This window comes from uncultured Fibrobacter sp., assembly GCF_937877005.1.
GTDB lineage: Bacteria > Fibrobacterota > Fibrobacteria > Fibrobacterales > Fibrobacteraceae > Fibrobacter.
This window is the reverse complement of record NZ_CALEFV010000157.1, coordinates 1-2205: the sequence shown is the minus strand read 5'-3', so window position 1 is coordinate 2205 and position 2205 is coordinate 1. Positions and strand designations below refer to the sequence as shown.

Annotated in this window: 1 protein-coding gene and 1 pseudogene; both read left to right on the top strand. The window is 53.3% G+C overall.

Annotated elements, in window-relative coordinates; genetic code table 11:
• Positions 1-1308: pseudogene (locus Q0628_RS07340) on the top strand (hypothetical protein); the annotation flags it as partial.
• 3 nt (positions 1309-1311) lie between these two features.
• Positions 1312-2133, top strand: a complete 822-nt coding sequence (locus tag Q0628_RS07335; RefSeq protein WP_298769627.1) for a DNA alkylation repair protein — start codon at positions 1312-1314, stop codon at positions 2131-2133.
• The last annotated feature ends 72 nt before the right edge of the window (positions 2134-2205 follow it).

The following is a 2205-nucleotide window of genomic DNA, read 5'->3' as shown; positions in this document are numbered from 1 at the left end:
ACGGACAGTTACACTACGATTGATATTGAAAATGGGGATGCGGGCTTTGTAAATAACAACGAACTTTCCGGTGTGATTGAACGTTGCTATGCGACGGGCTCCATTCGCGTTTCCAGGGATGGCGCCGGCGGATTCGTCTTCAGGAACGACGGTACCATTAGGCGGAGTTTTGCTACAGGCGATATATTCGAGGAGACTGAAAATGAAAATATCGATTGGGCAGGAAAGCTCAACAACATCAGCCTGTTCTATGTCGGTGGTTTCGCTTCGGTCAACAACACGCATGGAATCATCGAGATGTGCTTTGCTACGGGCGATATCAAGGGCCGCTTTAACCATGCAGGCGCATTTGCCGGGAACAACAAGGGTGCTATAAACAATTCCTATTCTACGGGTAATTTGAAGCGCCGCGTCAAATACCTTGGAGATTCGTCTGCAACGGCTTCGAATATGCTGGAGATAGGCTCCTTTGTCGGGTATAACGAAGGCAAGGTGGATTATGACTATGCCACGGGATATTTTGAGGAGTATGACGGATCTCGCCATTGCTCGACTCGAAAAAGCGATGGTGGCGGGGTTGCCTTCTACTACAATAGCGATTCCTGCGCCGTCACGGAATCCGCGTGGGTGGGTAACGATGTGAGCAGTGCGGACTTGCGCAAAAAGGCTACCTTCAAGGGTTTCGACTTCGATTCCGTCTGGTACATCGAGGATGGCAAGAGCTTCCCGTTGCTTCGCGGGATGCCTAATGTCCCGTATGTGGGTGCGGAAACCCTGAAATACGGCAAGGGCGAAATTACCGCGGAACGTATCCTCGGAACCTTGCGCGAGAGGGCTGTCGTGGCGGATACTTCTTATGCCCTGGTAATCATGCCCGATTCTGCAGGCAAGGCTCTGCTCGATTCGCTTGAGAAGCAGGGCAAGAAGGCCGGTGGCGAATTCGTTTTCGATTACCGCGTCGGCGTTGCAGTCACGGGCGATACCCTCTGGAGCAAGTACGCAAAGGCGTCCCTCTCCTTGGAAGAAACGATAGGTGTCGTCGCGCCGCAGGTCGTGGACACGCGCTTCAATGCGGTGTTGAACGGCGACCATGTCGCGCTCCGGTTCGGGCTTGCATCTGCCGGTGCCGCAAAGTTCAGCCTGTTCGACATGCAGGGCCGCGTGGTACGTTCGTTTAATCTCGGGCGCCGTGCTGCCGGGAGCTACTTCGAGACTCTCGCGGTCGAAAGTCTTGCCCGTGGCCGCTACGTGGGCGTGCTGCAGGTTGACGGCAGGGTGGCGGAGAAGGCTCTGTTTCTCAAGAGGTAATGTATGACCCCTTCGGAACTTGTCAAACGCCTTTTGGCCGAACAGGATTTAAAGTACCGCGACTTTCATGCGTCGCTGTTGCCGAATATCGACAAGAAAGCAATCATCGGCGTGCGCGTGCCTACCATGCGGAAGATTGCGAAGGAATTTGTGGATTTTGCAAAGGGCTCCGCAAGGACAACTCGTTCAGCGGCTGGTTCTGTGACGGATTCAACGGCTGCAAAAACCGTACCGGCCGATGTCGCCAAATTTTTGGACAAGCTACCGCACAAGTACTTCGAAGAAAACCAGGTACATCTCTTCGTGGTAGAACGCATCAAGGACTTTGACGAATGCCTCGCCCGCATCGAGCAGTTTCTGCCGTACATTGACAACTGGGCGGTATGCGATTCTTATTGTGCCCATGCCAAGTGGATGGGCAAGGCAGATAAGCACGAACTTTGGGCATTCCTGCAACCCTATTTCCGCTCCACGCGCGAATTTGAAGTGCGCTTCGCCATCGTTGTAGCCATGACCTATTTCCTGACCGAGGAATGGTTGCCCCGCATCTTTGAGCAGTTTGAAGCGCTCCGCTTTGAGGAAATCAGTTCTGAATATCAATACGCCAAAGGCAAACCCAAGGTTGCCCAACAAGGCACAGCGCAAGGACCACAACCCTATTACGTGCGCATGGCAGTAGCCTGGTGTCTCGCCACTGCCCTTGCCAAATTCCCTGACCTCACCCGCTCCTTCGTCCGTGCCACACCCCTCCCCGCCGACGTCATCAAACTTTACGTCCGTAAGGCCCGCGAATCCTTCCGAACGCGAAGTGTGACAGCGATATAACAATGTTTTCTGTTTCAGACAAAAGAACAAAAGAAACAAAAGGGAATTACGATTGACAAGTAGAGACGCACG